This is a genomic window from Streptomyces sp. NBC_00080, assembly GCF_045041255.1.
Taxonomy (GTDB): Bacteria; Actinomycetota; Actinomycetes; order Streptomycetales; family Streptomycetaceae; genus Streptomyces; species Streptomyces coriariae.
This window is the reverse complement of the sequence record NZ_CP108235.1, coordinates 1,868,192-1,890,094: the sequence shown is the minus strand read 5'-3', so window position 1 is coordinate 1,890,094 and position 21,903 is coordinate 1,868,192. Positions and strand designations below refer to the sequence as shown.

The window sequence follows — 21,903 nt, the reverse complement described above, 5'->3', positions numbered from 1 at the left end:
GGAGGCGGCCGGGTGCCGGGGAGAAGAGGAGGAGCGGGGGAGAGAAGGTACGGAGCTACGAGTACGAGCACAGGGGCGAGTGCGTGTACGGAGGGGACGGCAGGGGCGGGAGGTGTGACTCCGGCAGGTCACTTCGGCTGTTGACTCCCGGTCTTTCACTCCCGGCTGTTCACTCCCGGGCGGATGCCCACAGCCCTCGCACATGTCCGAGATGTCGTGTCATGACCTCGTGCACGGCCCGCTCGTCGCGTGCCAGCAGGGCGTCCAGGAGCTCCAGGTGCTCCTCGGCGGAGGCCAGCAGCCGGCCCGAGGTGGCCAGTGCGGTCAGGCCGTAGAGACGGGCCCTGCCGCGCAGCCCGCGCACCACCTCGACCAGGTGGGAGTTGCCGGCGAGAGCGAGCAGGCCCAGGTGGAAGCGGGTGTCGGCCTCGACGTAGGCGATGAGATCGCCCGCGACCGCGGCGGTGACGATCTCCCGGGCGGCCGGGCGCAGCGCCTCCAGGGACACCGGATCGGCGGTCGTCGCCAGCGCCGCCACGGTGGGGATCTCGATGAGCGCGCGGACATGCGTGTACTCGTCGAGCTGTAGGTCGGAGACCTCGGTGACCCGGAACCCCTTGTTGGGCACCGCGTCCACCAGGCCCTCCTTGGCGAGGTCCAGCATCGCCTCGCGCACCGGGGTCGCCGAGACACCGAAGCGGGCGGCCAGGGCCGGCGCCGAGTACACCTCGCCGGGGAGCAGTTCACCCGCGATCAGCGCGGCCCGCAGCGCATCGGCCACCCGCTCGCGGTAGCTGCTCCGCCGGCCGCCGAGCGATGGAAGGGAGGGCACGGCGGCTGCCGGGCTGCTGTCGTGCGGGGCGGCCATGGGGATCTCCTGGAAGCGGGGGCACGGAAACTGCTGTGCCATGTCACGTATCTCTGTGCACCGTCAGTATCCATCGAGCCGCGGCCGCCGCGGTGGGCGTCACAGCACGAAGCCTGCGGGGAACGGGTCCGTCGGGTCGAGCAGGTACTGGGCCGTACCGGTGATCCAGGCTCGGCCCGTGAAGCTGGGCAACACTGCCGGACGGCCCGCCACTTCGGTCGTGGCGAGCAGTCGGCCCGTGAACCTGGTGCCGATGAACGACTCGTTCACGAACTCGGTGTGCAACGGCAGTTCCCCCCGGGCGTGCAGTTGCGCCATGCGCGCGCTCGTCCCCGTACCGCAAGGTGAGCGGTCGAACCAGCCAGGGTGGATGGCCATCGCGTGCCGGGAGTGGCGGGCGGTGGCGCCGGGCCCGTACAGGTGGACGTGATGACAGCCACGGATGGACGGGTCTTCGGGGTGGACCGGCTCCCCCTCGGAGTTGATCACCTCCATCAGCGAAAGGCCGGCTCGCAGGATGTCGTCCTTGCGGGCGCGGTCGAAGGGCAGCCCGAACTCCTCCAGCGGCAGGATCGCGTAGAAGTTGCCGCCGTACGCCAGGTCGTACGTCACGGTACGGCCGTCGGGCAGCGTCGCCCTGCGATCCAGGGCGACCGCGAAGGAGGGGACGTTCCGCAAGGTCACGGACGTGGCCGCGCCGTCCTCGACCGTCACCTCGGCGACGACGGGCCCGGCCGGGGTGTCCAGCCGGATGGTGGTGACCGGTTCGGCGACCTCGACCATGCCCGTCTCGACGAGCACCGTCGCCACCCCGATGGTGCCGTGCCCGCACATCGGCAGATAGCCCGAGACCTCGATGTAGAGGACACCCCAGTCGCAGTCCGGTCGGGTGGACGGCTGGAGGATCGCGCCGCTCATGGCGGAGTGCCCCCGCGGCTCGTTCATCAGCAACTGCTTGACATCGTCGCGGTGCTCGCGGAAGTACAGTCGCCGCTCGTTCATCGTCGCGCCGGGGATGGTGCCGATCCCGCCGGTGATCACACGGGTGGGCATGCCCTCGGTGTGCGAGTCGACGGCGTGCAGGACGAGCTTGCTGCGCATGAACTGCCCTTTCGATCAACCGAGTTGTGTTGCCCGGGCGGTTACGCCAGACCCGCCGCGACGGCCTTCTCGGTGGCCGCGCGGACGGTCGCCTCCTGGCCCGGCGACAGCGGGACCCGAGGTGGGCGGCAGCCACCGCCGTGGCGGCCGACGATGTCCATCGAGAGTTTGATCGCCTGGACGAACTCGACGCGCGAGTCCCAGCGCAGCAGCGGATGAAGCTGACGGTAGAGGGGCAGCGCGGTGGTGAGATCACCGGCGACCGCCGCCCTGTACAGCTCCACCGACGACTTGGGAAGAGCGTTGGGGTAACCGGCCACCCAGCCCTTGGCGCCCGCCACGGCCAGCTCCAGCAGCACATCGTCCGCGCCGATCAACAGATCCAGATCCGGAGCGAGTTCGGCGATCCGGTAGGCGCGGCGGACATCGCCCGAGAACTCCTTGACGCCGTGGATGTGACCCTCGCCGTGCAGCCGGGCCAGCAGTTCGGGGACGAGGTCGACCTTGGTGTCGATCGGGTTGTTGTACGCCACGACCGGCAGGCCCGCCGCGGCGACCTCCGCGTAGTGGGCCACGACGGCACGCTCGTCCGCGCGGTAGGCGTTGGGCGGGAGCAGCATCACCGCCGAGCAGCCTGCCCCGGCCGCCTGCTCGGTCCAACGGCGGGCCTCCGCCGAGCCGTACGCGGCGACACCGGGCATCACCCGCTCCCCGCCGATCGCGGCCACCGCGGTCTCCACCACCCTGGCGCGTTCCTCGGGCGTGAGCACCTGGTACTCGCCCAGGGAGCCGTTGGGTACGACGCCGTCACAGCCGTTCGCCACCAGCCAGGCGCAGTGCTCGGCGTACCGGTCGTAGTCGACGCAGAGGTCCTCGCGGAGCGGAAGCGCGGTGGCGACGAGGACGCCCCGCCATGGGCGGTGAGGGGAGGTGACGGGAGCAGCGGGAGCGGTGGGAGCGGTGGAATCGGGCATACGGTGAGTCATTCCTTCCGAAGGTGCCATGTGACATATCACTGAGGTGCCGAGGGATCGGCCGGAGCGGCCAGCACCCCCAGGGGTACGGGGCGGGCCAGCAACCGTCGTGCCGGAGTGAGGGCGCAGCCCGCGACGCCGGCCACTCCCGGCTCGCACATGCGGCCCTGGCACCAGCCCATGCCGGCCCGGGTCAGCAGTTTCACGGTGCGCAGGTCACCCGCGCCGAGTGTGCCGACGGCCTCGCGGACGGCGCCGGCGGTGACCTCCTCGCAGCGGCACACGACCGTCTCGTCGGTGACCTGCTCCGTCCACCGGGCGGGCCGGGCGGCATACGCGGCGTCCAGTGCCGCGAAGAACGACCGCAGCCCGGTACGGGCCCGCGCGGCGGGGGCCCACTCCCGCGGGTCGGGGACCGTGCCCGTCAGCCTGGCCGCCGCCGACCGTCCGGCGATGTGCCCCTCGGCGAGCGACAGCGTCGAGCCGCCGATCCCCGTGGTCTCGCCGGCGGCCCAGACGCCGGGGACGTCGGTGCGCTGTTCGTCGTCGACGCGCACGCCCGGTCCGTCGAGCCGGCAGCCGAGCCCCTCCGCGAGGTCGGTGTGCGGCAGCAGACCGTGGCTCACGGCGAGGGTGTCGCAGACGATACGTCGTTCCGTGCCGGGCAACGGCCGGCCTTCCGGGTCCAGCGCGGCGACGGTGACGGACTCCAGCCGCTCGGTCCCGTGCGCCTCCAGCACGGCATGACGGGCCATCACCGCAACGTGCTGACGCAGGAGTCGGGCCGCGTACCCGGCTCCCTCGGCGAGCTTCGTGGGAGCAGCGGCCCAGGTCCGCGTCCGACGTGCGAAATCCGCCGGTCCGGCCGACTCCACCAGGGCGACGACCTGGGCGCCCGCAGCCGCGAGGCCGGTGGCGACGGGAAGCAACAGGGGCCCGGTGCCGGCCACGAGGGCCGTACGGCCGGGCAGTACGAGCCCGCCCTTCAGCAGCGCCTGGGCACCGCCCGCGGTGACCACTCCGGGCAGTGTCCAGCCGGGGAAGGGCAGAACCTTCTCGTAGCCGCCGGTCGCCAGCAACACCCCGTCCGCGTGGACCGCCACGGACTCCTCCTGCTCCGGACCGATCAGCGCGTGCACGGTAAATCCGCCCGAGTTCCGCTCCACGCACCACACATGACGATCACTCAGTTCAGTGATGCGGTCGGCGGCAAGGTGGGTGTCGAGTCCGGCACGCAGTCGCTCCCAGGTGCGCCACTGGTGATGGAGGGCCTGTGGGCGACGCGCGCCGAGTCCCCGCGCGGGCTGCCGGTAGAACTGTCCGCCCGCCTCGGCGGCGGAGTCGATCAGGACCACGCGCACGCCACGGGCAGCGGCCGCCAGGGCGGCGGCGAGGCCGGCCGGGCCGGCGCCGATCACCCCAAGTACCGGGCGATGCGAGGTCATCGTGGCTCCGCCCCTCCGCCATCCGCTTGCTCGGGACCCGCTTCCTCGTGGCCCGTCCCCACCTGCGTACGGACGTCCGCGCCCGGCACCGCCGCCACCAGGCAGGCCCGTCGGCCGGACCGGCCGTCGACGGTCACCAGGCAGTCGAAACACACGCCGATCCCGCAGAAGACCCCGCGCGCCCGTCCCTCGCCCCGCGTGGTGCGCCAGGCCGTGACACCGGACGTCCACAGTGCGGCGGCGATCGTCTGACCGGGCAGCGCCTCGATCTCCCGGCCGTCGAAGGTCACGGTGAACGGTGCGCCGGGGCTGGCGCGGGTCAGCTTCAGGGGATCCATGGCGGGGCCTCCTCGGCGAAGCGGTCAAGGGGGTCGGGACGGTCGAAACGGTCGGGGCGAAACGGTGCCAGGTCCAGCTCCGGGCGTCGGCCGGTGAGTGTCTGCGCGATGAGGTGGCCGGTGCCGGTGGCGAGCCCGATGCCCGCGCCCTCGTGCCCGCAGGCGTGGAACAGCCCGGGCACACGAGGGTCGGGTCCGACGGCGGGCAGATGGTCGGGCAGGTAGGGGCGGAAGCCGAGGTAGGTGCGCATCGCCCGTACGTGTTCCAGGAAGGGGAACAGGCGCGTCGCGCCCGCCGCCAGGGCGCGTACGACCGGCAGCGAGAAGGACCGGTCGAAGCCGACCCGTTCACGGCTCGCGCCGATCAGCACGGGCCCGGCGGCGGTCCCCTCGACGACCGGTGAGGTCTGCAGGGCGGCGGAGTCGCTCGCCACGTCGGCCACATAGTCCGCGGCGTACACCTTGTGCCGTACCTGGCGCGGCAGCGGCTCGGTGACCAGGACGAAGCCGCGACGGGGGAGTACGGGCAGCCGGACCCCCGCCAGCGCGGCGACCTCGGCCCCCCAGGTCCCGGCCGCGTTCACCACGGCCGGCGCCAGGACGTCGCCCCGGTCGGTACGTACGCCCCGAACGGCACCCGCAGTGTCGCGCAGTACCCGTATCACCGTGCGGCCCGTCTCCAGGCGGGCGCCCGAGGCCCGTACGAGGTGGGCCGCGGCCAGGGTGGGCATCACCTGGGCGTCCTGCGGGTACAGCACCCCGCCCGCGAGGCCGCGTGCCAAATGCGGTTCCAGCTCGTGGAGTTGATCCGCCCGGACATGGCCCGCCGACACCCCGGCCGCGCGCTGACCGGCCGCCAGCCCCGTGAGGGCGGTGAGCGATGCGGGCGTGGAGGCGACGACGAGACCGCCCTTGGGTTCGTACTCGACGGCCGGGCCCAGCTCTTGCGCCAGCTCGCCCCACAACCGAGCCGACAGCAGAGCCAGTTGGAGTTCGGGCCCCGGCTCCTTGTCGGAGACCAGGATATTGCCCTCGCCCGCGCCGGTCGTGCCGCCGGCCACCGGACCCCGGTCGACCAGGATCACGTCCAGTCCGGCACGGGCCGCGTACAGCGCGCAGGCGGCGCCCACCATGCTGGCGCCGACCACCACGACGTCACCGCTCGGTCGCTTGGTCACGCCAGTAATATGTCACATGGCGCAGAGGTGGGGAAGAAGGCCGGAGCAGCGGGACACGCCCGGTCGAACCGGCTCGCTCAGTCGAACTCACTGGGCTCCGGCGCCGGCGTGCGGCCCTCCTGTACGTCCTTGAGCCGTGTGGTGCCGTGGCTGACCGCGTCCTCGGTGCTGTCGTGGTCCGCTCCGTCGGTGCCGCCGTTGGTGACCGTGATCGCGTCGTCCCCGACCCGCACGACGGCGACGTCCATGGTGAGGGTGACCGGGGTGCCGCCGGAGGGGCCCGCCACCGTCACGGTGAGGCCCTGCCGGGCGTCGCCCGACTTGGGCAGGGAGGCCTCGACGACCTGCACGGTACGGGTCGAGCCGTCGGAGCCGACCGCGTTGAACTGGTCGCACGCGGTCGGCAGGGTCTTGAGCCAGTCGAACGACTGGTCCAGGCTCGCCGGTTGGTAGGCGGCGACCTGGTAGAGCAGCCGGGAGTTTCCCTCGGTGAAACCGGTGAGCGCCGACGGGCCGGGCGGGGGCCCCAGGAGGTCTTCGTCGTAGAGCCCGTCGAGCAGGCGCTGGCAGTCGGCGGCCTGCGTCTTGCCGGTGAGGAACTGCGCGGCGTCGACCGTGCCGATGAGCATCCGGTTCCGCCAGCTCGCCGCGGTCTTCACCTGCGTCCAGTTGTCCTCGAGGTCTCCCGCGGTGATCAGCGCCGTCTGGGCGCCGGCCGAGGTGAGCGGCGTGATGGTGGGGGACGCGGTGGCGGTCCGTTGGCCGGCGGACGAGGTCGCGGTGCTCGAGTCGGTCGACGCGCTGTCGTCCCCGTCGTCGGAGCAGGCCGCCGTGGCCAGCAGCGTTCCGACGGCCAGGGCGACGGCCAGCACACGGACCGGACGGCCGGGACGCGTCGGCCCGGCCGGACCGGACGGCCCGGCGGGACGGGGTGGGGTGGACGGTCGGGACGACAGGCGAGGGCTGGTCACTAATTCCTCCTGAGGACGGTTCGGGGACGGGGCGGGGCGGGGCCGGTCCCCGCGTGGGCGCGCCCCGGGCGGGTTCCCGAGGGATTCCTCTCGTCGACCTGGGTGCTTCCCGGGCACCTTGTGGGCTCTTGTGGTGCTGCCTCTGCCCCTACACGGCACCACCGGCCGGGCCGCTCGACCAGCGCACTGATCCGTACGGGTGAAGCGGCCGACGGGAGGGGGCGCCGGGCCGAGCACGGGCGGAGCAGGCCGGCCGGCCGGAAAATTCGAGGTGGGCCGGGCCGGAGCCGGGGCATCATGGCGGTTCTGCCGCCCGGCCACGGGGGCAGGTGATCACCACCAGGGAACGACCGGGGGCTCCTGTGACCGTCACCAACCTCCTGCTGTCCGGAATCGTCGGCTCGACCGCGTACGGGCTCGCCCACGAAGGCTCCGACGTGGACCGCCTCGGCATGTTCGCCGCCCCCACCGAGGACCTGCACGGCCTGAGCCGGCCGAAGGAGTCGCACGTCAGCACGGCACCCGACCGCACCCTGCACGAGGCGGCGAAGTGGTGCCGACTCGCCCTCGGCGGCAACCCGACGGTGATGGAACTCGTCTGGTTGCCGGACGAGTTGTACGAGGTGCGCACCCCCCTCGGTGACGAACTCATCGACCTCCGTGTGACGTTGCTCAGCGCCCGCCGGGTCCGGGACGCCTACCTCGGCTACGCCACACAGCAGTTCCGGAAACTGCAGAACCGCAGCCAAGGCCCCCTCGCCGCGGAAACCCGCAAACGGACCGCCAAGCACGCCCGTCACCTCAAGCGACTGTGCACCCAGGGCTACGAGCTGTATGCCACCGGGTGGTTGACGATCCGCGTCGACGATCCCGACAGCTACCACGCGTTCGGTGAGCAGGTCGCGGCCGATCCCGAAGCCGCGCTGCCGCTGCTACGGGGCTTCGAGGAGGCGTTCGCCGAGACGCGCAGCGTGCTGCCCGAACAGCCCGACGAGACGGCCGCCGACGCATGGCTGCGCCGGGTGCGCAGGCAGTTCTACACGGCGACGCAGGCCATGCCCGGATGACCGACGGACCCGCTCGCCCCGCGCCGGGAGGCGGAGCCAAGCCGGCACAGCCGCGGGGCGCGTGCGATAAATGGGGTGCGGCGCGGGCCCGTTCACCCCTACACTCGCCGGAACCGAGCGCGGCCCACGACACGGGCAGCGCGGTACCGAGACGAACGAGGGGAGCCCGGCCATGCGTGACCACACCGCTGTCGTCGCTCCCCGCTCCCGCTACGAGGTGATCCTCGTGTCTCCGTCCGTCCGGTGCTCGCTGCGCGGCCGGCACCGGATGTCCTGACGAACGCCTGAGTTGGACAATGCGCCGCTGATGTGCGGTATCTGACGGCACATCAGCCTATGTGCGCATCGGCACGTCCCACACGTGTCCCGACGTACGTCCGGAAATCGCGCTGCCCGTTCTCGGAAACACCCCGAAAGGCCAAGGGCCGTGCGCAACCACCTCGACCGTCATCTCTCCGCCGTGCGCAACCTGGGCATCCTCGCCCACGTCGACGCCGGCAAGACCACCGTCACGGAGCGGATCCTGTATGCCACCGGGACCACGCACAAGCGCGGCGAGGTCCACGACGGCACGACCATCACCGACTTCGACCCCCAGGAGCGGGACCGTGGCATCACCATCTTCGCCGCGGCCGTCAGCTGTGACTGGGACGGTCACCGCATCAACCTGATCGACACCCCCGGGCACGTCGACTTCGCCGACGAGGTGGAGCGATCCCTGCGGGTGCTCGACGGGGCGGTCGCGGTGTTCGACGCCGTCGCGGGCGTGGAACCGCAGAGCGAGTCCGTGTGGCGGCAGGCCGACCGGCACGGCGTGCCGAGGATCGCGTTCGTCAACAAGCTGGACCGGGTGGGCGCCGACCTCGATGCCGCGGTGGCGTCGATCCGCGAACGTCTCCATCCGGTCCCGCTGGTCGTGCAACTGCCGATCGGCACGGAGGACGGCTTCACCGGCGTCGTCGACCTGCTGCGCATGCGGGCGCTGACCTGGAGCGACGGCGGCGAGACGGCGGTCGAGGACGATGTGCCGGAGGGCCTTCGGGAGGAGGCGCTGCGCCGGCGCCGGCTGCTGGAGGAAGCCGTGGCGGAGCGGCACCCGGCCGCGCTGGAGGAGTTCTGCGACCGGGAGACACTCTCCGTCGAGACCCTCTCCGGTGCCCTGCGCGAGCTGACCGGGACGGGCGACGCGGTGGTCGTGCTGTGTGGCTCGGCCTACCGCAACCGCGGGATCGAACCGCTGCTCGACGCCGTCGTCGCCTATCTGCCGTCGCCGTCGGACGTGCCGCCGGTATGCGGTACGCCGGGTGGCGTCGCCGGTATGCGAAATACCAAGGGCGGTATGCGTGACGCTGCCGACGGTATGCACGGCACTGTCCACGGTATGCACGAAACCGCCGACCGCCAGCGCGAGAGTGCCGACCGTCAGCACGAAACCGCCGACCGTATGCAGGATGCCGTAGGCGAACAACGCCCCGCCGACCCCGCCGCACCGTTCGCGGCGCTCGCGTTCAAGGTCGCCGCGACCCCCACGGGCCGGCTCACCTATCTGCGGGTGTACTCGGGCACGATCGAGAAAGGAGACGCGGTATGGGAGTCCGGCGCGCGGCGTATCGAGCGGATCGGCCGGATCCTGCGGGTGCAGGCCGACCGGCACGCCCAGCTGGAGCGCGCGGTCGCCGGGGACATCGTGGCCGTGATCGGGCTGAAGTCGGCCCGTGCCGGTTCGACGCTGAGCGCGCCGGGGGCGCCCCTCGTGCTGGAACCGCCGGGGGTGGCCGACCCGGTGGTCTCCGTGGCGGTCGAGGCACGCACGAGCACCGACGCCGACCGGCTGGTCTCGGCGCTTGCCCGGCTGGCCGAGGAGGACCCCTCGCTGGTCGTCCGGACCGACCCGGAGACCGGTCAGACGGTGCTGTCCGGCATGGGGGAACTGCACCTGGAGGTGGCGGTGGAGAAGATCCGGCGCAGCCTCGGTCTGGACGTCAACGTGGGTCGTCCGAGGGTGACCTACCGTGAGACGGTCGCCCGCGGGGTGTCGGGTCTGCTCTTCCGGCATGTCAAACAGGACGGTGGGGCCGGGCAGTTCGCGCAGATCGTGCTCGATGTCGAGCCACTCGACGCGGAGGAAGCGGGAGACGGTGCCGAAACCGGTTTCACATTCCGGTCTGCGGTCGTCGGTGGACGGGTGCCGCAGGAGTACGTCCGCGCGGTCGAGGCCGGCTGCCGGGACGCCCTCGCCGAGGGCCCCGTGGGCGGGCATCCGGTCACCGGGCTGCGGGTCACCCTGACCGACGGGGCGACCCATGTGAAGGACTCCTCGGAGATGGCCTTCCGCACGGCCGGCCGGCTCGGGCTGCGGGAAGCCCTGCGCGGCTGCGCGATGGTCGTGCTGGAACCCGTCGTAGAGGTCACGGTGACCGTTGCCGAGGACGCCGTCGGCGGAGTCCTCGGCGACCTGGCGGCACGGCGCGGGCGGGTCACCGACTCGGCTGTGCGCGGCGGTTCGGCGGTGGTCACCGCCACCGTGCCGCTGGCCGAACTGTTCGGCTACGCGACCCGGCTGCGCAGCCGGACCCAGGGCCGGGGGACCTTCTCGGCCCGGCCGACGGGGTACGCCCCGGCGCCGGCGACGGCGACGACGCGGTAGGCCCAGGCCTTCCCGCGAGGTCGCAGGCCAAGGCCGCCTCGGTGGTTCGTGCCACGAACACTGACGTTCGTGGCACGAACCGAAGGCGCGGGTCACCCCTGCGGTGTGTGCGGCGCGGGCCGTGTCCGGTCAGGGTCGTCCACGCCGCACGGACAGGTCAGGGATACGACACCACGGTCGACGGCACCGTCGACGTACCGGAGGTCGGCGCCCCGAGGTCGTTGATGACGTGCTCGTACTGGCCCTGTCCGCACAGGGAGACCACCAGCAGGTCGTGGAACTTCACGCCCGGGGCCTTCGGGGCGGCGAAGCCGTGGTGCTGGACGATCGTCGGGTCGACGTTGTAGTAGCAGTAGCTGCCCAGACCCCAGCCCTCGTGCGAGGTGACGTGGGCACCGACCTTGTAGGCGGCGTAACCCTTTACCGAGCCGTTCTGGATCGACGCCTGGTTCGGCGCGTCGTAGGCCTTCTCGTTCTGGAAGAAGATCGTGCGGCCGCGCTGGCCGTTCCACTGCACGTCGTACTTGTTGAAGTGTTCCACGAACAGGCCCGTGGCCAGCACGTCGTGGCCGTTGACGACGACGCCGTAGTCGGCCCGGTTGGTCTCCCAGCCGACGCCCTCGCCGTGGTCGGCGCGCCAGACCCAGGTGTGGTCGACGATCGTGTGACGGTTGTTGATCACCATGCTGGTGGTGGCCTTGCCGGCGCCCGCCCCGCCGATCCGGACGAACACGTCCTGGACGGTGGTGGGGTTGGCGGAGTGGTCGCGCGACGCGCCGGACGGACCGACTTCCAGCAGGACCGGGGAGTTGACCGGTCCGGCGTCGACGAGGAAGCCGGCCAGCCGGACCCCGTCGACGTCGGCCACCTTCAGCGCTCCGACGCCGTTGTCCGGGATCAGGGTGGCGTAACCCAGGCCCAGCACGACGGTGTCGGCGCGGTTCACCTGAATCGGCCGGTCGAGGTGGTAGATCCCCGGCGTCAGCAGCAGGTTCAGGCCCTGCGCGAGTGCCTGGTTGAGCGTGGCGGCGGAGACGCCCGGCTTGGCGACGTAGAACCGCGACAGGGGCAGTGAGCTGCCGCGCGGTGTGCCGTTGCCCCAGGTGACCCCGCGCGCGTTGGTGCGCTTGGCGGGCAGGAAGACGCGGAAGGCACCGGCGCCGTCGACGTACAGGAACGGCTTCTCACGTGAGACCGGGGTCGTGTCGAGCGTGGTGTACGGCGGGTTGGGGAAGCTCTGGGCGGGCGCGCCCTCCACCCCCGAGAACACCATGTTCCAGACGCCGTTGAGCCAGCTGCCGATCGCGCTGTCCCGGGTGTACCACTGCTGCTGCGAGTAGGGGCCGATCTCGCCGTCGACACGGCTGTCGGCGATGTAGCCGCCGCTGGCCCAACCGTAACCGGACGGGGCGAGGTCGAGGCCGCCGCGGATGTGCATGCGGCGGAAGGGTGCGGCCTGCGCGACGGCCCACCGGTTGGTGCCGCTGACCGGGACGAGCGCGAGGTTCTCCGCCGAACGCCAGAAGTTCTGCGTGGCGTTGCCGCCGAACCAGCCCGCGTCGACGGTCACGTCACCGTTGATGGTCGTGTCGTCGGGGGAGAGGCCGAGGCCGGCGATCGAGGTGTAGAAGCCGAGTTGGGCGTTGAGGCCGTGGTAGGTACCGGGCCGGAACAGCAACGCGTAGCGGCCGGTGCCGAACTGGGCCGACTCCTGCTGCCGGAACACCCCGTCCAGCCGGGCCTGGATGTCCGGGGTCGACGGGTCGAAGACCAGGACGTTCGGTCCGAGGTCGCCACCGCCCGGAAGGGCGCGCAAGCGCTTTCCGCGCGGGGCGGCGGAGGCCGGCGCGGCGGCGAGTCCGGCGAGGGCGGGGGCTGCGGCGGCCGTGGCGGCTGCGGCGAGGACTGTTCTGCGGCGCACGGCGGGCGGTTGCGACGACGGAGTGTGGGGCACGGGCGGCTCTCCTCGGTCCAGGCCGCTCCAAGTGAACGGCTGATTTAAGGAAGTGAACGGTCGCTGGGTTGAGAGCGCTCTCTCAGCGCTGAATGCTTCAACTACCTGAACGTGCGCGTCAAGTGGTGGGACCGGAGTTCCCCGGACTGTGCCGGAACACTTGACGCGGCCCTTTTCCGAGGTTTAACTCACGTCCTAAATTAAGCCCTGATGACACCGGGAGCCGACCCATGCGCACCATCCGAGCCGCGGCCACAGGCGCCGTCGTCATGTCACTCGCCCTCGCGGCCACGGCCTGTGGCGGCGGCACCTCGACGGACGGCGAAGGCTCCAACGACTCGCCGAAGACCCTCACGTACTGGGCCTCGAACCAGGGCGCGAGCATCGAGGTGGACAAGAAGGTCCTCCAGCCGGAACTCGACAAGTTCGAGAAGCGGACCGGGATCAAGGTGAAGCTGGAGGTCGTCCCCTGGTCGGACCTGCTCAACCGGATCCTCACGGCGACCACCTCCGGCCAGGGCCCCGACGTCCTCAACATCGGCAACACCTGGTCTGCCTCGCTCCAGGCCACGGGCGCGCTGCTGCCCTGGGACGAGGCGAACCTGGCGAAGATCGGCGGCAGAAACCGTTTCGTCGAATCTGCGCTCGGCTCGACCGGAGCACAGGGCAAGGACCCGGCCGCTGTGCCGCTGTACTCGATGGCCTACGCCCTGTACTACAACAAGCAGATCTTCGCCGATGCCGGTATAGCCCAACCACCTGCCACGTGGGCCGAGTTGGTGGCCGACGGCAAGAAGATCCAGGCGAAGGGCAAGCAGGTCCTGGGCGCCGAGGGCGCGAACGTCTCGGAAAACGTCCATCACGTCTTCGTCTTCGCCAAGCAGCACGGCGCCGACTTCTTCACCGCCGACGGAAAGCCCGACTTCACGTCCGACGGCGCGGTCTCGGCGGTCAAGCAGTACGTCGACCTGATGGCGAAGGACAAGGCCATCCCGCAGGGCAACGCCGAGTACGCGCAGAACCAGTCCGTGAGCGACTTCGCCAAGGGGAAGACGGCGATGCTGCTGTGGCAGACCGCGTCCGCCAACCTCAAGTCCCAGGGCATGAGCGAGGACAAGTACGGCATCGCCCCGGTGCCCGTGCAGTCCGGCACCCCCGGCCCCGGCGCCCAGGTCAACTCGATGGTCGCGGGTATCAACCTGGCGGTCTTCAAGAACACCGACAACCTCGAGGGCGCCACCGAGTTCGTGAAGTTCATGACCGGCGACGAGGAGCAGAAGATCCTCAACAAGGCCTACAGCACCATCCCGCCGGTCGCCTCCGCCCAGTCGGACCCCGGGTTCAACTCCCCCGCGAACGCGGTGCTGAAGGACACCCTCGCCAAGAGCGCCGCAGCGCTGCCGCAGGTCGCCGACGAGTCGCAGTTCGAGACGGTGATCGGTACGGCCGTCAAGGAGCTGTTCGCCGACGCGGCGGCCGGCCGTGCGGTGACCACCGAGTCGGTGAAGGCCAAGCTCGCCAAGGCCCAGCAGCAGATGCCGACGAAGTGAGCCGGACGAAGTGAGCCAGATGACCACCACAGCCGAGGTCGAAAAGCCTCGGACAGAGCCTGGATCCGAGCGGGCCCCGCGCCCGCGTCCCGGCCGGATCCGTCGCATCGGACTGCCCTACCTGCTGCTCCTGCCCGCCCTGGTTCTCGAACTCCTCGTCCATCTGGTGCCGATGGTGATCGGCATCGTGATGAGCTTCAAGGAGCTCACCCAGTTCTACATCCGTGACTGGGGCACGGCGCCCTGGTCCGGCCTCGACAACTACAAGGTGTCGGTGGACTTCGACGCCCCGGTCGGCGAGGCCCTGCTGCACTCGTTCCTCGTCACCGTCGGCTTCACCCTGCTCTCGGTGGGCCTGTGCTGGCTCATCGGCACCGCTGCGGCGATCTTCATGCAGGACACCTTCCGCGGCCGGGGCCTGCTGAGAGCGCTGTTCCTGGTGCCGTACGCCCTGCCGGTCTACGCGGCCGTGATCACCTGGGTCTTCATGTTCCAGCACGACAACGGCCTGGTGAACCATGTCCTGCACGACCAGCTGCACCTCACCGACAAGCCCTCCTTCTGGCTGATCGGCGACAACAGTTTCTACGCGTTGCTCACCGTGTCGGTGTGGAAGGGCTGGCCGTTCGCCTTCCTCATCGTGATGGCCGGCCTCCAGAACATCCCCGGCGAGCTGTACGAGGCGGCAGCACTGGACGGCGCGGGCAGGTGGCAGCAGATCCGCCGCATCACCCTTCCGTCCCTGGGCGCGGTCAACCAGGTCCTGCTCCTCGTCCTGTTCCTCTGGACGTTCAACGACTTCAACACGCCGTTCGTCCTGTTCGGCAGGGCCGCACCGGAGGCCGCCGATCTCATCTCGGTCCACATCTACCAGGCCTCCTTCGTGACCTGGAACTTCGGCACCGGATCGGCGATGTCCGTCCTGCTGCTGCTCTTCCTGCTGGCCGTGACGGGTGTCTACCTCGCCGTCACCTCGCGCGGACGGAGGGCTTCACATGCGCGCTGACTCCCCGATGGCACCACCGCGCTCGTTCCTCTGGTCCCGGCGGATCTTCCTCACCCTGCTCACCGGTTTCGTGCTGTTGCCGGTGTACGTGATGGTCTCCAGCTCCCTGAAGCCGCTTGCCGACGTCACGGGCAAGTTCCGCTGGCTGCCCAGCGGTCTGACGATCCGCCCGTACATCGACATCTGGTCGACGGTCCCGCTGGCCAGGTACTTCGTGAACTCGCTGGTCGTGGCGGGCGCGGCCACGGTCTGCTCCGTGGTGATCGCCGTGTTCAGCGCCTACGCGGTAAGCCGTTACGACTTCCGTGGGAAACGGGTCTTCACGGTCACCGTGCTCTCGACACAGATGTTTCCCGGGATCCTCTTCCTCCTCCCGCTGTTCCTGCTCTACGTCAACATCGGCAATGCCACCGGCATCGCACTGTTCGGCTCGCGCGGCGGCCTGATCCTGACGTATCTGACCTTCTCCCTCCCCTTCTCCATCTGGATGCTGATCGGCTACTTCGACTCGGTGCCGCGCGACCTCGACGAGGCGGCGCTGGTGGACGGCTGCGGTCCGCTCGGCGCGCTCTTCCGGATCGTCGTACCGGCCGCGATCCCCGGCATCGTGGCGGTCGCCGTCTACGCCTTCATGACCGCCTGGGGCGAGGTGCTGTTCGCCTCCGTCATGACCAACGACACCACCCGCACGCTCGCCGTCGGACTCCAGGGCTACTCCACCCTCAACGACGTGTACTGGAACCAGATCATGGCCGCCTCGCTGGTGGTCAGTGTGCCGGTGGTGGCCGGCTTCCTGCTGCTCCAGCGCTATCTCGTCGCCGGACTGACGGCCGGAGCCGTGAAGTGAGCAACCACCCCGATTCCGAGAGGACTTCAGTGACCATCGACTTTGCCGCCCTGCCCCAGGACTTCCTGTGGGGAACCGCCACCTCGGCGTACCAGATCGAGGGAGCCGTGGCGGAGGACGGCCGTTCGCCGTCGATCTGGGACACCTTCTCGCACACACCCGGAAAGATCGCGGGCGACGACCACGGCGACGTCGCATGCGACCACTACCACCGCTGGCGCGACGACATCGGCCTGATGCGTCAACTCGGTTCCAATGCTTACCGTTTGTCGATCGCCTGGCCCCGGGTGGTGCCGGGCGGCGACGGTCCGGTGAACCCCAAGGGCCTCGGCTTCTACGACAAATTGATCGACGGCCTGCTGGAGGCGGGCATCACCCCGTCCGTCACCCTCTACCACTGGGACCTTCCGCAGGTGCTCCAGGACCGCGGCGGCTGGCCCGAGCGGGAGACCGCGGAGCACTTCGCCGCGTACGCGTCGGTCGTCGCCGAGCGGCTGGGCGACCGCGTCACCCACTGGGCCACCCTGAACGAACCGCTGTGCTCGGCCTGGATCGGCCACCTCGAAGGCAAGATGGCCCCCGGCCTCACGGACCTGACGGCGGCGGTCCGTGCTTCCTACCACCTGCTTCTCGGCCACGGACTCGCCGTCCAGGCCATCCGGGCGGCGGTCCCGCACGCCGAGATCGGCATCGTCAACAACCTTTCCACCGTCCACCCGGCCACCGACCGTCCCGAGGACATCGCCGCCGCCCGCCGCATGGACGGTCACACCAACCGCTGGTGGCTCGACCCGGTACACGGCCGAGGCTTCCCGGCCGACATGCGGGAGGTGTACGGAGTCGAACTTCCGGAGCAGCCAGGCGACTTGGCGACGATCGCCGCGCCGCTGGACTGGCTGGGCCTGAACTACTACTTCCCGGCCACGGTGAGCGACGACCCCGACGGGCCCGCCCCGCGCGCCCGTTCCGTCCGCCGGGACGGCGTCCCGCGCACCGGGATGGACTGGGAGGTCGACGCGAGCGGCATCGAGACACTGCTGCTCCGCCTGACCGACGAGTACGGAGCGCGACGGCTGTACGTCACGGAAAACGGTTCCTCGTACCCCGACATCGTCCGTCCGGACGGCACCGTCGACGACCCGGAGCGTCAGGCCTACCTGACGGGCCACCTCGCCGCCTGTGCCTCCGCCGCCCGCAAGGGCGCCCCGCTGGCCGGCTACTTCGCCTGGTCCCTGCTGGACAACTTCGAGTGGGCGTACGGCTACGACAAGCGCTTCGGCCTCGTCCACGTCGACTACCGCACCCAGGCCCGCACGATCAAGGGCACCGGACGCCACTACGCGGAGATCATCCGTAGCCACCGGGAAGGGGTGGTGAAGGCCGCCTGAGGGCGCGGGGCACGGCGGGCGCGGGTGTGGGAGCGCGCGCCCGCCACGCCCCAGGTCCCTGAATGTCATGTGCATGACAGTCCGAACGCTCCTGCCACCTGTCGTCCACCGAGGAGACCTGACTTCCACCGAGGAAACCGTCTGTACCGAGGAGAGCCGCATGTCATCACGTACCGCTCGCACTCCCCGCACCCTCCTGACCGCCGTCGCCGCCCTGGCCCTGCTGGGCGCGGGACCCGCCGTCGGGGCACCGGTCGCTGCCGACGCACCCGCCTGGGACGCCGACCGCGCCGCGGCCGCGTACGCCGCGAACCCGGCCGCCGTCACCGCCTCCGGCAGTGAGAACGGCGGTACCGCCCCCGGCCTCGCCTTCGACGGCAACGCCGCCACCCGCTGGTCCAGCGACTTCGCCGACGACGCCTGGATCCGCCTCGATCTCGGCACGACCCTCCGGGTCGACCGGGTCGTCCTGGACTGGGAGGCCGCCTACGGCAAGCGCTACGTCCTGGAGGTGTCGAAGAACGGCACCGACTGGACGCCGTTCTACACGGAGACCGCCGGCACCGGAGGCTCGGTCACCGCGCACGCGTACCCCCAGGAGGTGACGGGGCGCTACCTCCGGCTGCGCGGCCTGGAGCGCGCCACGCCGTACGGCTATTCGCTCTACTCCCTCAAGGTCTACGGCGGCGAACCGGCCCCCGCCTCCACCGTGCGTGCCAACCTCGCCCTGAACCACCCGGCCTACACGAACTACTACCAACACGCGGGCAATTCACCGGCGTTCGTCACGGACGGCGGCCACCCGGCCAACCTGAAGGACGACGCCACCCGTTGGTCGAGCGACTGGAACGCGGACCGCTGGGTCGGTGTCGACCTCGGTGCGACGTCGACGATCGACACGGTCGAGCTTTACTGGGAGGTGGCCTACGCCGTCGACTACCAACTCCAGGTCTCCGACGACAACCGCACCTGGCGAACCGTGTACCAGCCGTCCGCCGCCGAGGTCGCCACGCGCCGGGCGAACGTGACATCCCCGTCCGAGGCGGTCGGCGTGCACGACAGCGTGCGGCTGCCCCAGCCGGCGACCGGGCGTTACGTCCGGATGCTCGGCAAGGAACGCCGCTCCTTCCACAACCCGGCCCCCGCCACCGCGCAGTTCGGCTATTCCCTCTACGAGTTCGAGGTCTGGGGCACGGGCGGCAGCGCCTCAGCCGCCTACCCCGCCCTCCCCGGCGAGCAACAGGGCACCTACCGGACGACGTTCTTCGACGACTTCACCACCGTCTCCCTCGACCGCTCCAAGTGGCGTGTCGTACGCACCGGCACGGAGATGGGCTCCGTCAACGGAGAGGCGCAGGCGTACGTCGACTCGTCCGAGAACCTCCGCACCGAGAACGGCGCTCTGGTCCTGCGGGCCAGATACTGCAAGGGCTGCACCCAGGCGGGCGGCGGCACCTACGACTTCACCTCCGGCCGCGTGGACACCCACACCAGGTTCGACTTCACCTACGGCCGGGTCAGCGCCCGGATGAAGCTGCCTGTCGGCGACGGATTCTGGCCCGCCTTCTGGTTGTTGGGCAGCAACGTCGACGACCCTTCCGTGTCCTGGCCCGCCTCCGGCGAGACCGACATCATGGAGAACATCGGTTACGCCGACTGGACCAGCTCCGCCCTGCACGGCCCCGGCTACTCCGCGGACGGCAACATCGGAGCCCGCCAGACCTACCCGAACGGGGACCGGGCCGACGCCTGGCACACGTACGCCGTGGAGTGGACGCCGACCGGCATGCGCTTCTACGTCGACGACCGCCTCGTCCAGGAGACGACCCGCAACAAGCTGGAGTCCACCCGCGGCCCATGGGTCTACGGCCACAACCAGTACGTGATCCTCAACCTCGCCCTCGGCGGCGCGTACCCGGCCGGCTGGAACCAGGTCACGACCCCGTACTGGGGCCTGCCGCAGTCGAGCGTGGACCGGATCGCCGGCGGGGGAGTGCAGGCGGAGGTGGACTGGGTGCGGGTGGAGCAGAAGGGGTAGCTGCGGTCGACACCGGACGACGGCAGTGGCGGGATCGGCGGGAGATCGCGTGGCGGATCAGCGGAAGGGGGTGACCGTCCTGCCTACTCCGCCCGCTCGCACCTCCAGCGCAGGCAGGCCCCCGTGACGAGCAGTGCGGCGGCGAGGGCGGACGTGACGCAGCCGGCCAGGAACACGTCGGACTTCTCGTCCGCGAACATACCGGCGGCGGTGAGGGCGAGAAACACCCCGAAGGCCTGCGGGCCCGTCCCCGAGGGCATCGGGCGGTGTACGAGGGGCGGGTCTCGGCTCCCCTGCGTACGCGGCCGAGGGCGCCTTCTCCCCGGCTGCCGCCCGCGCGGCGCCGGCCGCCTTCCCGTCGCCGGTCCTGCTCCTGGCGGGGGAGACGGACCTGGCGGCTCCCCTCCCACGCGTGATGGGGGAGCGGAACCGTTCCCGAAAACGGAACTGGTCGTGCAGCCGGGAGCGAGCCCCTGTCCCTGGAGACGATTCCGTGCGGTCCGTGTCGATCGTGAGGCCACCCGGTGGCAGTTCTGGAAGGCCAGGGTCACGCCGAAGTGGCGTTCCAGGCCGCCGCGGATGGCGTCGCCGGCGAGGGCGCGCAGGAGTCGGCCGCGCTCCTGCTCGGACGGGGGAGGAGTCCGGCTGTCGGTGAACTCGCCGATTCCCGCGTGCAGTTCGGTGGCGAGGCGGGCGATGAGGTCGTAGGCGTAGGGGAGGGACGTGCGGACCGTGTCCACGAAGTCCTCCTCGCGGATGTCACCCGCCTCGACGCGCGCGGGGTCTTCGCGGGGTCCTCTCAGGCCAGTGACACCGGGCCGGGGACGAACTCCGGGTCCACCTGGGCGGCCAGGTCCTCACCGGTCGCCGCGTCCGCCCAGGCGCGGGCGTTGCGCAGGTGGAACTCCACGGCGTGGCGGTGCAGGGCCGGCCAGTTCTTCTCGCGGGCGTCGACCGTCTCGCGCAGGAGGCCGATGGCGTGGCGGTTGACGTCCTCCAGCTCGCCCTGGGGATTGCCCCGTTCGGCCGAGCGGACCCAGGGGGAGACGACGAGGTGGGTGAGGAGGTCGTCGCCCACCTCCTCCTTGAGGAAGAGCAGGTCGTCCTCGCCGGTGACCTTGTTGCCGACCACGGCGAGGGGGATGCCGAACTCGCGGGCGTGGTCGCGGTACTGGCGGTAGACGGAGACCCCCTTGCGGGTGGGTTCGGCCACCAGGAACGTCATGTCGAACCGGGTGAACAGACCGGAGGCGAAGGCGTCCGCACCGGCCGTCATGTCCATCACCAGGTACTCGCCCGGTCCGTCCACCAGGTGGCTCAGGTAGAGCTCCACCGCGCCCAGTTTCGAGTGGTAGCAGGCCACCCCCAGGTCGCTCTCGTCGAACTCGCCCGTCACCATCAACGGCACGCCGCCGACCCGCTGGACGTGCCGCGTGTGCAGTGGGTCTTCGCCCAGCAGACGCAGCAGCCGGGAGCCCCGGCCGGGCGGGGTCGTCTTGACCATCGCCGCGCGGGAGGTGATCCGCGTGTTCGTGCCGCGCAGCAGGTCCTTGATGTCACCCAGATGCGCGGCCAGGGGCGGGGCCTCGAAGGGCGCCGTGTCCGCCGCGGGGTCCAGCGTCTGGGACAGATGCTGGTTGATGTCGCCGTCCACGGCCAGCACCGGTGCGCCGGATCGCGCCAACTGCCGGGCGAACAGGGCCGACAGGGTCGTCTTGCCGCTGCCGCCCTTCCCCACGAACGCGACGCGCATCACAGCACCCCCTTGTTGAAAATGAAAGTCATGTGGCTAGATTTAGGGGCGCGCTGTGATCTCTGTCAAATCCGGGAGGGATGGTTAAGTGATCAACTTGCTCCGCTTAATGCATATGATGCGCAAGTGCGTGACTACTGCATCAGGCCCGCGGGCCCCGAGGACCTCGACGGCGCCCGAGCCGTCATGCTCGACACCGTCTACCGCGATTTCGGCACCGGTTACGTGCCCCGCTGGCACGGCGACATCATCGACCCCGTCGCCGCGTACCTCGTCCCGGCCCGCCACGCCCTGCTGGTCGCGCTCGACGGCGAGAACGGCGAGGTGGTCGCCACGGCGGCGCTGGACTCCCGAGGTCCCGCGCACCCGCCGAACCCACGCCATGTCGCCGACCGCTACCCCTGCGGCACGACCGCGCAGCTGCGCCGCGTCTACGTCCGCCGGGAGCACCGCCGACGCGGCCTGGCCCGGCGCCTGGTCGCCGAACTCCTCGCCTTCGCGGTCGCGGACGGCGGCTACGGGGCCGTCTATCTGCACACGGACCCGGCCGTGGAGGGGGCCGAGGGGTTCTGGCGCTCGCTCGGCACGGTCGTGCACGACGAGCGGGAGGGAGTGACCGACGGCCAGGGCATCGTGCACTTCGATGTCCCCCTCGATGTCCCTCTCGGCGTCCCCCGCGAAGTCCTCCTCCCCGCTGCTCCCTCCCCTGTCGCCCCCTCCGCACCCGCTGCCTCTTCCTCTTCCTCCTCCCGCCCTCGTCCCACAGGCCGGTAACTCC

Annotated in this window: 17 protein-coding genes and 1 pseudogene; 8 read left to right on the top strand and 10 right to left on the bottom strand. The window is 70.7% G+C overall.

Annotated features, from left to right (window positions below):
• Positions 1–169: 169 nt before the first annotated feature.
• The 7 genes from OHU34_RS08425 to OHU34_RS08395 all read right to left on the bottom strand — a co-directional run bounded on the left by OHU34_RS08425 (position 170) and on the right by OHU34_RS08395 (position 6,776).
• Entirely contained in the window at positions 170–868 is a 699-nt protein-coding gene (locus OHU34_RS08425) for a GntR family transcriptional regulator (RefSeq protein WP_230194185.1), read from the bottom strand.
• Positions 869–967: 99 nt separating this feature from the next.
• Complete coding sequence (locus OHU34_RS08420) at positions 968–1,969, bottom strand: proline racemase family protein (protein WP_142266974.1); 1,002 nt, start codon at positions 1,967–1,969, stop codon at positions 968–970.
• Between the two features lie 41 nt (positions 1,970–2,010).
• Positions 2,011–2,943: a dihydrodipicolinate synthase family protein gene (locus OHU34_RS08415; RefSeq protein ID WP_405765648.1), complete on the bottom strand. Its 933-nt coding sequence runs from the start codon at positions 2,941–2,943 to the stop codon at positions 2,011–2,013.
• Between the two features lie 38 nt (positions 2,944–2,981).
• Positions 2,982–4,388 (bottom strand): NAD(P)/FAD-dependent oxidoreductase, encoded by a 1,407-nt coding sequence (locus OHU34_RS08410; protein WP_405765646.1) that lies wholly within the window; start codon positions 4,386–4,388, stop codon positions 2,982–2,984.
• Entirely contained in the window at positions 4,385–4,726 is a 342-nt protein-coding gene (locus OHU34_RS08405) for a (2Fe-2S)-binding protein (RefSeq protein WP_142266977.1), read from the bottom strand. The genes OHU34_RS08410 and OHU34_RS08405 overlap by 4 nt, the downstream gene beginning before the upstream one ends.
• A complete protein-coding gene (locus tag OHU34_RS08400; RefSeq protein WP_405765644.1) occupies positions 4,714–5,904 on the bottom strand; it encodes an NAD(P)/FAD-dependent oxidoreductase in 1,191 nt (396 codons plus the stop codon). The genes OHU34_RS08405 and OHU34_RS08400 overlap by 13 nt, the downstream gene beginning before the upstream one ends.
• Positions 5,905–5,981: 77 nt before the next feature.
• Entirely contained in the window at positions 5,982–6,776 is a 795-nt protein-coding gene (locus OHU34_RS08395) for a hypothetical protein (protein ID WP_142268160.1), read from the bottom strand.
• Positions 6,777–7,237: 461 nt separating this feature from the next.
• On the opposite strand from OHU34_RS08395, the gene OHU34_RS08390 reads away from it, so the two are divergent.
• Both OHU34_RS08390 and OHU34_RS08385 read left to right on the top strand, forming a co-directional pair.
• Positions 7,238–7,942 (top strand): DNA polymerase beta superfamily protein, encoded by a 705-nt coding sequence (locus tag OHU34_RS08390; protein ID WP_142266979.1) that lies wholly within the window; start codon positions 7,238–7,240, stop codon positions 7,940–7,942.
• Between the two features lie 427 nt (positions 7,943–8,369).
• The gene (locus OHU34_RS08385) at positions 8,370–10,589 is read left to right on the top strand and encodes an elongation factor G (RefSeq protein WP_405765642.1); all 2,220 of its coding nucleotides are present in this window, start codon (positions 8,370–8,372) and stop codon (positions 10,587–10,589) included.
• A 157-nt stretch (positions 10,590–10,746) separates the two neighbouring features.
• Here OHU34_RS08385 and OHU34_RS08380 read toward each other — a convergent pair whose 3' ends face one another.
• Complete coding sequence (locus tag OHU34_RS08380; protein ID WP_405765641.1) at positions 10,747–12,543, bottom strand: coagulation factor 5/8 type domain-containing protein; 1,797 nt, start codon at positions 12,541–12,543, stop codon at positions 10,747–10,749.
• A 230-nt stretch (positions 12,544–12,773) separates the two neighbouring features.
• On the opposite strand from OHU34_RS08380, the gene OHU34_RS08375 reads away from it, so the two are divergent.
• The 5 genes from OHU34_RS08375 (at position 12,774) to OHU34_RS08355 (ending at position 19,372) form a co-directional block, all read left to right on the top strand.
• Positions 12,774–14,093 carry an ABC transporter substrate-binding protein gene (locus tag OHU34_RS08375; protein ID WP_142266982.1) on the top strand — a complete coding sequence of 440 codons (1,320 nt, stop codon included), beginning with the start codon at positions 12,774–12,776 and terminating at the stop codon, positions 14,091–14,093.
• A 19-nt stretch (positions 14,094–14,112) separates the two neighbouring features.
• Positions 14,113–15,099: a carbohydrate ABC transporter permease gene (locus OHU34_RS08370; RefSeq protein ID WP_020125688.1), complete on the top strand. Its 987-nt coding sequence runs from the start codon at positions 14,113–14,115 to the stop codon at positions 15,097–15,099.
• A 7-nt stretch (positions 15,100–15,106) separates the two neighbouring features.
• The gene (locus OHU34_RS08365; RefSeq protein ID WP_028806141.1) at positions 15,107–15,946 is read left to right on the top strand and encodes a carbohydrate ABC transporter permease; all 840 of its coding nucleotides are present in this window, start codon (positions 15,107–15,109) and stop codon (positions 15,944–15,946) included.
• A gap of 29 nt (positions 15,947–15,975) precedes the next feature.
• Complete coding sequence (locus OHU34_RS08360) at positions 15,976–17,334, top strand: GH1 family beta-glucosidase (protein ID WP_405765638.1); 1,359 nt, start codon at positions 15,976–15,978, stop codon at positions 17,332–17,334.
• A gap of 160 nt (positions 17,335–17,494) precedes the next feature.
• Positions 17,495–19,372, top strand: a complete 1,878-nt coding sequence (locus tag OHU34_RS08355) for a discoidin domain-containing protein (protein ID WP_405765636.1) — start codon at positions 17,495–17,497, stop codon at positions 19,370–19,372.
• Between the two features lie 515 nt (positions 19,373–19,887).
• Here OHU34_RS08355 and OHU34_RS08350 read toward each other — a convergent pair.
• A pseudogene (locus OHU34_RS08350) lies at positions 19,888–20,175 on the bottom strand (SCO5389 family protein); the annotation flags it as partial.
• Positions 20,172–21,125 carry an ArsA-related P-loop ATPase gene (locus tag OHU34_RS08345; RefSeq protein ID WP_405765633.1) on the bottom strand — a complete coding sequence of 318 codons (954 nt, stop codon included), beginning with the start codon at positions 21,123–21,125 and terminating at the stop codon, positions 20,172–20,174. The gene OHU34_RS08345 and the pseudogene OHU34_RS08350, both read right to left, overlap by 4 nt.
• Positions 21,126–21,251: 126 nt before the next feature.
• Between OHU34_RS08345 and OHU34_RS08340 the strand changes: the two genes are divergently transcribed.
• Positions 21,252–21,899 (top strand): GNAT family N-acetyltransferase, encoded by a 648-nt coding sequence (locus tag OHU34_RS08340; RefSeq protein WP_142266987.1) that lies wholly within the window; start codon positions 21,252–21,254, stop codon positions 21,897–21,899.
• Positions 21,900–21,903: the final 4 nt, after the last annotated feature.

Coding starts and splice junctions, on each gene's coding strand:
- OHU34_RS08345 (WP_405765633.1), bottom strand. CDS start 21,125: ATGCGCGTCGCGTTCGTGGGGAAGGGCGGCAGCGGCAAGACGACCCTG.
- OHU34_RS08405 (WP_142266977.1), bottom strand. CDS start 4,726: ATGGATCCCCTGAAGCTGACCCGCGCCAGCCCCGGCGCACCGTTCACC.
- OHU34_RS08425 (WP_230194185.1), bottom strand. CDS start 868: ATGGCCGCCCCGCACGACAGCAGCCCGGCAGCCGCCGTGCCCTCCCTT.
- OHU34_RS08420 (WP_142266974.1), bottom strand. CDS start 1,969: ATGCGCAGCAAGCTCGTCCTGCACGCCGTCGACTCGCACACCGAGGGC.
- OHU34_RS08355 (WP_405765636.1), top strand. CDS start 17,495: ATGTCATCACGTACCGCTCGCACTCCCCGCACCCTCCTGACCGCCGTC.
- OHU34_RS08415 (WP_405765648.1), bottom strand. CDS start 2,943: ATGCCCGATTCCACCGCTCCCACCGCTCCCGCTGCTCCCGTCACCTCC.
- OHU34_RS08365 (WP_028806141.1), top strand. CDS start 15,107: ATGGCACCACCGCGCTCGTTCCTCTGGTCCCGGCGGATCTTCCTCACC.
- OHU34_RS08370 (WP_020125688.1), top strand. CDS start 14,113: ATGACCACCACAGCCGAGGTCGAAAAGCCTCGGACAGAGCCTGGATCC.
- OHU34_RS08375 (WP_142266982.1), top strand. CDS start 12,774: ATGCGCACCATCCGAGCCGCGGCCACAGGCGCCGTCGTCATGTCACTC.
- OHU34_RS08410 (WP_405765646.1), bottom strand. CDS start 4,388: ATGACCTCGCATCGCCCGGTACTTGGGGTGATCGGCGCCGGCCCGGCC.